The organism is Lacibacter sp. (assembly GCF_057361365.1).
The window spans coordinates 271,646-278,920 of record NZ_JBMQSG010000015.1 but is presented as its reverse complement, the minus strand read 5'-3'; the positions used below and the strand labels follow the sequence as shown (position 1 = coordinate 278,920).

General features: G+C 40.4%; 4 protein-coding genes. All 4 read left to right on the top strand.

Features of this window, described 5'->3' with window-relative positions; translation table 11 throughout:
* Positions 1 to 1,402 (top strand): topoisomerase C-terminal repeat-containing protein (locus ACO1QW_RS14980; RefSeq protein ID WP_486259875.1); only part of this gene is annotated, 1,402 nt, incomplete at its 5' end.
* Positions 1,403 to 1,790: 388 nt separating this feature from the next.
* Entirely contained in the window at positions 1,791 to 3,716 is a 1,926-nt protein-coding gene (locus ACO1QW_RS14975; protein WP_486259873.1) for a TonB-dependent receptor plug domain-containing protein, read from the top strand.
* A 107-nt stretch (positions 3,717 to 3,823) separates the two neighbouring features.
* Entirely contained in the window at positions 3,824 to 5,350 is a 1,527-nt protein-coding gene (amaB, locus tag ACO1QW_RS14970; protein WP_486259871.1) for an L-piperidine-6-carboxylate dehydrogenase, read from the top strand.
* A 169-nt stretch (positions 5,351 to 5,519) separates the two neighbouring features.
* A complete protein-coding gene (locus tag ACO1QW_RS14965; protein WP_486259869.1) occupies positions 5,520 to 7,217 on the top strand; it encodes a S8 family peptidase in 1,698 nt (565 codons plus the stop codon).
* The last annotated feature ends 58 nt before the right edge of the window (positions 7,218 to 7,275 follow it).

Here is a 7,275-nt window from a genome sequence, read left to right as displayed (position 1 = left end):
GTATCGTGAAGACAGGGATGATGATGATGTGAATGAAGATGATTTGCAGGAAGGTATGTTGCCACCATTAACAGTTGGACAGCAATTGCCTTTTATTGAAATGAATGCAACAGAGCGTTTTACTCGTCCTGCTCCACGTTACACCGAAGCATCGCTGGTGAAAAAGCTAGAAGAGTTGGGCATTGGCCGTCCTTCAACTTATGCTCCAACAATTTCAACTGTGTTGAAAAGAGGTTATGTGGAAAAGAGAGATAAAGAAGGTGTGCAGCGTGAATTCCGTGTGTTGAAGTTGCAAAAAGATAAAGTGAGTAAACTCACTGAAGTAGAAAATACAGGTGCAGAAAAATCGAAGCTCTTCCCTACCGATCTTGGTTTGGTGGTAACTGATTTTCTGAAGCAATACTTCGATGATATCATGGATTATGGCTTCACCGCCAAGATCGAAAATGAATTTGATGAAGTTGCTGAAGGCAAGTTGAAGTGGAACAAAATGCTTCAGGAATTTTACAAGCCGTTCAAAAAAGATGTTGAGAACACCATTGAAAATGCAGAACGCATTAAAGGTGAACGTGAGCTGGGTGTTGAAGCTGAAACAGGAAAAAAGATCGTTGCACGTATGGGTCGGTTTGGACCAATGGTGCAGATCGGCGATGTAAGTGATGAAGAGAAACCACGTTTTGCGGCATTGCGTAAAAATCAAAGTATTGAAACCATCACTTATGAAGAAGCGATGGATCTTTTCAAACTGCCATTAACATTGGGAGAATTTGAAGGTGAAGAAGTTAGCGTGAATGTTGGTCGCTTTGGACCTTATGTAAAATTTGGTGAGCAATTCATTTCTATTCCCCGTGGTGAAGAACCATTGGAAGTAACAATGGATCGTGCCGTTGAACTCATTAAAGAAAAACAAACTGCCGATGCTCCTGTTGCGATGTTTGAAAACAAACCTGTAACAAAAGGCAAAGGACGTTTTGGTCCATATATCAAATGGGATGGTTTGTTTATTAATGTACCACGCCGTTATGATTTTGATAATCTCTCTGGAAACGATATCAATGAATTGATCGAAGCAAAAGTGGAGAAAGAAGCCAATCGTTTTATTGTGCGTTGGCCCGATGAAAATATTGCTGTAGAGAATGGTCGTTGGGGACCTTTCATTCGCTTCGGTAAAAAGATGCTGAAGATCGATAAGAAAAAAGACGGCGAAAAATATACTACTGAAGAAGTAGCACAAATGCCGGTTGAAGAAATTAAAAAAATGATTGTTGCACAAATGCCTGGTGCATTTGATAAACAACTGAAAGCTGCTGCTAAGAAAGCAGCCACAAAAAAGAAAGCCGCTGCTCCCAAAAAAGCCGCAGCAAAAAAAGCAGCAACGAAGAAAGCTGCGAAGAAAAAATAAGAAAATGCCCCGTTTGATGCGGGGCATTTTAATTTGCAGTGACTCACGTCATATCGACAAAGAAGACATCTCTAAAAAAATCTGAGATCAGGAAATGTTTGAAACAACGTTGCACTCCAATTATTTTTTCGATAAGATAGTAGAGATAACTACTTCGTCGTTATGACGACACATAAATATTTTCAAGAAACCGGTATTCGACTCTTGCTAAGCTAAGAATGAAGAGGTGCTCCACTAAAATTGATTGAAAATAATAATTCATTATTCAACCGATTGCATCGAATGATTGTTGCAATAACACTCATTCATTAGTATTTTTCATTGAGAAAAATCAGTCATTTACACTTTCACTACCTATATCTTTGCGACGATTATAAACTTAAAACGAATGAAACTGCTAAAACTCTCACTCGCGGGTCTTACCCTCGTGAGTATGTTCTCCAATAGTTATGGCCAACAAAAAGAAATTGAACTCGACCCTATTACTGTTACTGCTTCTTTAACTCCGGTTAGTGCATCAAAGACCGGTCGTAATATTTTGATTATTAAAGGCGACGCTATACAAAAACTTCCGGTACAATCAATTGATGAATTGCTGCGCTATGTGCCAGGTGTTGAAGTGCAAAGTCGTGGACCAATGGGTGCGCAAGCAGATTTTACTATTCGTGGTGGTACGTTTCAACAAGTGTTGGTGATCCTTGATGGCATTCGTTTGAATGACCCTTTAACTGGTCACTTCAGTTCATATATTCCTATTTCACCTGCAGAGATCGATCGCATAGAAGTACTAAAAGGTGCTTCTTCTGCTATTTATGGCACTGAAGCAGTTGGTGGAGTAATCCATATCATCAGCAAAACATTTGCTGCAAGAAAACATACAAATGGGCATAAGATCAATGCGCAACTAACTGCCGGTGATTTTGGTTTATTTAATGCGCAGGCAGGTGCATTTATTCATCAGAAAAATACCACCGCATCTGTGGGCGTAATCACCAATAACACCAAAGGTCAACAATTGCGTGGCACAAAAGGTTATTTCAACCTCACAACTGTTTCTGCTTCTGTTAAACAGGCATTCTCTGAAAACACAAGTGTTGCTTATCGTTTTGGTTACGATGATCGTGATTTTAATGCACAGAATTTTTACACTACTTTTTTAAGTGATACGGCCACAGAATCAGTGATCAGTCGTTGGCATCATCTCAAATTTCAGCACAAAAAAAACAAACACAGTGTTTCTTTTGATGCAGGTTATAAAGAAGCAAACGATGTGTATCGTTTCCGCAAAGCAGTTAGTGCAAACGTGAACAATTCATCGTTGTTCCAGGCACTTGCTTTACACGATTACAAAATCAATGATAACTCAACCTTTACATCCGGTGTACAATTCATCAGCCGCAAAATTGTTTCTAACGACAGAGGTAATCACGAAGTCTCGAATGCAGGAGCATTTGTAGTTTTGAATCAAAAGATAGGGAATGCATTGCAATTGAATCCGGCATTGCGTGTTGACTGGAATGAACGTGCAGGTTGGGAATTAATTCCGCAACTGAATGCATCTTATCGTTACGAAGATTTTCTGTTTCGTGGAAGTGTTGGCCGCACTACAAGAGATGCCGATTTCACGGAACGTTTTAATAACTACCAGCGTAACCCTGTTCCTTCAGGACAACGTATGGGCAATCCTGACCTGATTTCTGAATCATCATTGAGTTACGAGGTGGGTGTTGATTATTATCTTAACTCTTCATTAAAAATTTCTACTACCTGGTTCGAACGTTTTCAGCAAGACCTGATCGATTACATCTTCACGCCTTATGCAGATATGCCACGCAAGGTAAACCTGGTTGCCGGCGGCAATTATTTTCTTGCAAACAATATTGATAAAGTAAACACAACCGGCATTGAAACGGATTTGCAGTACACGCATGAGTTGGGCGATAAACATTCTTTATCCGGTGGTCTTGGTTTCGTTTGGATGCGTAGCAGAAGCAGTGATACCATTCCTTCGCTTTATGTTTCAAATCATGCAAGAGAATTGATCAATTTTAATGTGATGTACCGTTACAAAAAAATTGCGCTGAGTACAAATGGTATGTTTAAAGCGAGAAGACCACAACCAATTGCTGCACCGTTTGTGCCGATCAGTTCAGACTATTTTGTATTGAATACACGTGTAGATTTATTTTTACTGAAAGATAAATTTGCAGCATTTGTGCAGGCAGATAATATTTTCAACCGTCGTTACAGCGATTTGCTCGGTAGCATTATGCCTACACGTTGGGTAATGGGTGGCGTAAAGGTCAATTTCTAACTTTAATATCTAAATAATAATTGAAAGGGTGAATTCATAAAATTCACCCTTTCTCTTTTGCATAACTATTTTGTGGATATTTGCAGTCCACAAAAACGATTGATCGTATGCATGATTTCATTCAACAGCTTGGTATCAAACAACAGAATAAGGGTGTTTCAACAGGTGTAAATTGGTTAATCTCAACAGGCGAATCCATCAGCTCCTCCTCTCCTGTTGATGGAAAAGAAATTGCATCAGTTACTGCGGTCGATAAAGACAGTTATGAAAAAGTGATCGCCACTGCACAAAAAGCTTTTGCGGAATGGCGCACTTGGCCTGCACCAAAGCGTGGTGAAATAGTTCGGCAGATCGGCGAAGCATTACGTGCAAAAAAAGAACCACTGGGTCGTTTGGTTTCATACGAAATGGGCAAAAGTTTGCAGGAGGGTTATGGTGAAGTACAGGAAATGATCGACATCTGTGATTTTGCTGTTGGCCTCTCCCGCCAATTACATGGATTAACGATGCACAGTGAACGTCCATTGCATCGCATGTATGAACAGTGGCATCCGTTAGGTATTGTTGGAATTATTTCAGCATTCAATTTTCCAGTAGCTGTGTGGAGCTGGAATACGATGCTTGCATGGATCTGTGGTGATGTTTGCATCTGGAAGCCTTCCGAAAAAACACCTTTGTGCGGTATTGCTTGTCAGCATATCGTTGCAGAAGTGTTTGCAAAAAATAATGTGCCCGAAGGTGTAAGTTGCTTGATGCAGGGTGGCCGGGAAGTTGGCGAATGGATGAGTAATGATACAAGAGTTCCATTGGTATCGGCAACAGGAAGTACACGTATGGGCAAAGCGGTTGGTGCTGCTGTTGGTCAACGTTTAGGAAGAAGTTTATTAGAACTTGGTGGTAATAACGCTATCATCATCAGTGAGCATGCCGATCTGAACATTGCAATTCGAGGTGCAGTATTTGGTGCGGTGGGTACAGCCGGACAACGTTGCACTACCACCCGGCGTTTAATTATTCATGAATCTATTTACGATACAGTTAAAGAAAAACTTGTTTCAGCATACAAACAATTAAGTATTGGTGATCCTTTGAACGAAAGCAATCATGTTGGTCCGTTGATCGATACTGATGCAGTGAATGCTTATAGTAAAGCTATTGAACAGTGCAAAGCAGAAGGTGGTCACTTTATTGTTGAAGGCGGAGTTCTTTCTGGACAAGGTTATGAAAGCGGTTGTTATGTAAAGCCATGTATTGCTGAAGCAAAACCAACATTTAAAATTGTGGAGCATGAAACCTTCGCTCCTATTCTTTACCTGTTGAAATATAAAACCATTGATGAAGCTATTGCCATTCAAAACGGTGTTCCGCAGGGTTTATCTTCTTCCATCATGACTTTGAACATGCGTGAAGCTGAACAGTTCTTATCAACTACCGGCAGCGATTGTGGAATTGCCAATGTAAATATCGGAACCAGCGGCGCTGAGATAGGCGGTGCCTTTGGCGGTGAGAAAGAAACCGGTGGCGGGCGTGAAAGTGGCAGCGATGCATGGAAAAATTATATGCGTCGGCAAACCAACACCATCAACTACTCAACAAACCTGCCTCTGGCTCAGGGTATTAAGTTCGATATTTAAGTAAGCATTAACAGCCTCTGGCCTGTTTTTTAACGACTAATCATCAACCGTCTGAAATGTAATGAGGACGGTTGTTTCATTTTAAAAATTCTGCAAAATGTGGGTAAACGGTATGTTTATTTGCCCAACATGCTGCAACTTTACAAATCGTTTAAAATCACAAAAAGATATGCAGTTAAAGAAAGTATTGTTTGTCACATCCGTATTCGCCCTCTCTTCAATCTGTGCCTTTTCCCAGGCTTCCGTAAAAGAAGATCAGTTTAAAGGATGGCATCTTAAAAATCAATCAACCGATGGTTTTTATGGCATCAGTTTAGAACAGGCGATGGAGTTTGTGAAAAACCGGAAAAGCACAACCGTAATCGTTGCTGTTATTGATAGTGGCATCGATACATTGCACGAAGATCTGAAACCAATATTATGGCGTAATCCAAAAGAAATTCCAAACAACGGTATTGATGATGACAAGAATGGTTATGTAGATGATTATTTCGGCTGGAACTTTCTCGGTGGTAAAGATGGCCGCAACGTAAAAGAAGATTCTTACGAAGCAGCACGTTTGTATCATGCGCTGAAACCAAAATATGGTGGCACTGTGGATGAAAGCAAATTATCTGCGATTGAAAAAGAAGAATACCGAATTTTCAAAAAAGCACAGGGCGATATTGAACATGGTTCAACTGAGGCGCAGGCACAGGTTGTCTTCCTTCGTGGCTTGTTCAACAAATCAACTGTTGCTGACAGCATCCTGAAAATAAAATTCAAACCGGAATATACAGGTAACGATCTTGCATCATTTAAACCTGCTAATTCAAAAGAGGCTGATGCGAAATCAACCATGTTTGCTTTGTTCAAAGGTTTTGAACTGATGGATGCCAACAACGAATTCATCATTAAAGAATTTTCCAGCTACTATAAAGGCCAGGAGAAAAAAGCAGAAGGACCAACCATTGCACCAAAGGATTACCGTGGTGAAATTGTAAAAGATAATTATTACGATTTCAACGATCGCTTTTATGGCAACCCCGATGTAATGGCCAACACTCCTTTCCACGGTACACACGTTGCAGGTATTATTGCTGCAGCACGTAATAATGGTATTGGTGTTGATGGTGTAGCAACTGATGTGCGCATCATGAGCATTCGTGCAGTACCTGATGGTGATGAGCATGATAAAGACATTGCGCTTGCAATCCGTTATGCGGTTGATAATGGTGCTAAAATCATCAATATGAGTTTTGGTAAAAGCTTTTCGCCTCAAAAGAAATGGGTTGATGATGCAGTTCGCTATGCTCAAAGCAAAGGTGTTCTGTTAGTTCATGCTGCTGGTAACGATGGAAAAAATGTTGACAGCACCGAAAACTATCCTAATCCCAACAATGCTGAAACAAAATTCAAGGCGCCCAACTTTATTACTGTTGGTGCAAGCGGCGATCCCAAGACAGGTGGCCTTGCGGCTGACTTCAGCAACTATGGTAAAAAAGAAGTGGATGTGTTTGCACCAGGCGTAAAAATTTATTCAACTATTCCGGGTGGCAACACTTATGGCTTTGCACAAGGTACAAGTATGGCAAGCCCTGTTGTTGCTGGTCTTGCAGCATTTATTCTTTCTTACTATCCTGATCTTACACCTGAACAAGTAAAATATTGTATTGAAAAAGGATCGATCAATCCTAAAATGCAGGTAACAAGACCAGGCAGTGAAGAAAAAGAAGATTTCGCAAACTTTAGCCGCACGGGTGGTTTATTGAATGCATATGAAGCAGTGAAAGTTGCTGCAACATTAAAAGGCGAACGTAACGAAACAGTAAAACCTGCTCCAAAGCCTCAGCCCAAACCAAAAGTTAAGAAATCGAAAAAAGGATAAGAGTTTGAATATAAAACCCGCTGAAAAGCGGGTTTTCTTTTTATGTTTACAATATCTG

Coding starts and splice junctions, on each gene's coding strand:
- amaB (WP_486259871.1), top strand. CDS start 3,824: ATGCATGATTTCATTCAACAGCTTGGTATCAAACAACAGAATAAGGGT.
- ACO1QW_RS14965 (WP_486259869.1), top strand. CDS start 5,520: ATGCAGTTAAAGAAAGTATTGTTTGTCACATCCGTATTCGCCCTCTCT.
- ACO1QW_RS14975 (WP_486259873.1), top strand. CDS start 1,791: ATGAAACTGCTAAAACTCTCACTCGCGGGTCTTACCCTCGTGAGTATG.